Raw genomic sequence first — 514 nt, forward strand, 5'->3', positions numbered from 1 at the left:
AATGGGATAACGATGGAAAGAATAAATGGGCTGAAGTTGTTAATCGCTTCAAGCAGGTTGGAAATTCCGTTACCAACACCGATGCCGAAAGGTCCAAGCAGGAATGCGGTCGCTGGGATCATAATCAGCAGGGAGAAGAATGGGACGAACACCATTTGGACTGCTTCAGGGATGATCTTCTTCAGTCCCTTTTCCACCCAGTACAGACCAATTGCTGCAATCAGCGGTGGGAATACCTGTCCGGAGTAGTCATTCAGAACCATTGGCAGGCCAAAGACTGTGACGGTATCGCCGGCAGAACCCAGTGCCAAGAATTCTGGAGTAAGAAGTGCGGCTGGAATAGCTGCACCAATCCACTCGTTTGCGCCGAGCTTTCGAGCTGCGGTGGCACCAACCATAATTGGCAGGAAGTAGAAGACCGAGCGCCACATGGAGTGCAGGAATACATAAGTATCAGGCTGCTCATCCATTGGAGCGCGGAAGTCTTGCAAACCGAAAGTATCCGCAAGAACCA

The 514-nt window shown here is 50.8% G+C and carries 1 protein-coding gene; it reads right to left on the reverse strand.

The features are described 5' to 3' along the window. Positions 1-514: PTS transporter subunit EIIC (locus FFX44_RS12575; protein ID WP_289981788.1), on the reverse strand; the 514-nt coding region annotated here is incomplete at both ends.

The sequence above is a fragment of the Lactobacillus sp. UCMA15818 genome, assembly GCF_030400225.1.
Classification (GTDB): domain Bacteria; phylum Bacillota; class Bacilli; order Lactobacillales; family Lactobacillaceae; genus Liquorilactobacillus.